At 51.9% G+C, this 1,105-nt stretch carries 1 protein-coding gene; it reads right to left on the bottom strand.

Translation table 11 applies throughout. The features are described from left to right. Nucleotides 1-109: 109 nt before the first annotated feature. The coding region (gene rpoD, locus M7F93_RS11860) for an RNA polymerase sigma factor RpoD (RefSeq protein WP_298173815.1) at nucleotides 110-1,105 on the bottom strand (996 nt) is incomplete at its 5' end.

The raw sequence follows: 1,105 nt of genomic DNA, 5'->3' as shown, positions 1-1,105 counted from the left end.
CCGTGGACCAAGGGATTATGAGTCCCCTGCTCTAACCAACTGAGCTACAGGCCCTAAAGAAAGGCGTAGAACGCGCCGATATCCACGCCTGTTACAGCAGAAGCATACATCAAGACGGGATCGTCACCTCACCGTCCACAAAACTGCGCAACCGCTCCGAGCGGGAGGGATGACGCAGTTTACGCAACGCCTTGGCTTCAATTTGCCGAATACGCTCGCGGGTAACATCAAACTGCTTGCCGACTTCTTCCAGCGTGTGATCCGTATTCATCCCGATACCAAAACGCATACGCAGCACCTTGGCTTCCCGCGCCGTCAAACCATTATCGAGCAGTTCCTCAACCACTTCGCGAATCGCCGCATTAACGGCAGAATCCGCTGGCGCCGTCACGTTCCGGTCTTCAATGAAGTCGCCCAGATGCGAGTCTTCATCATCACCAATGGGTGTCTCCATGGAGATGGGTTCCTTGGCAATTTTCAACACCTTACGGATTTTATCCTCAGGCATCTCCATCCGCTCTGCCAACTCTTCGGGCGTCGGCTCGCGTCCCATTTCCTGAAGCATCTGTCGGCTGATCCGGTTGAGTTTGTTAATGGTTTCGATCATATGTACCGGAATACGAATGGTCCGCGCCTGATCCGCAATACTCCGCGTAATGGCCTGGCGTATCCACCAGGTCGCATAAGTAGAGAATTTGTAGCCACGCCGGTATTCAAACTTGTCCACTGCCTTCATCAGGCCGATATTTCCTTCCTGAATCAGATCCAAGAACTGCAAGCCACGATTGGTGTACTTCTTGGCAATAGAGATCACCAGCCGCAGATTGGCCTCGACCATTTCCTTCTTAGCACGCCGTGCCTTAGCCTCACCAATAGACATCAGTCGACTGGCCTCTTTGATCTCAACAACCGGCAAACCAGCACGCTTCTCAATATTCGCCAGTTGCTTCATGATCGACACGATATCGTCACGAAACTCAATCAAACGGGCGCTGTAAGAAAATCCACCCGATATTTGCTGATCAATCCAGCCAATATCACTCTCGTGACCAGGATAACTGCGTACAAAATCTTTACGCGGGAAACGTGCACGTTCAATGCACAG

The organism is Acidithiobacillus sp., assembly GCF_027322205.1.
In the GTDB taxonomy this organism is placed as follows: Bacteria; Pseudomonadota; Gammaproteobacteria; order Acidithiobacillales; family Acidithiobacillaceae; genus Acidithiobacillus.
This window is presented reverse-complemented; position numbering and strand designations above follow the sequence as displayed.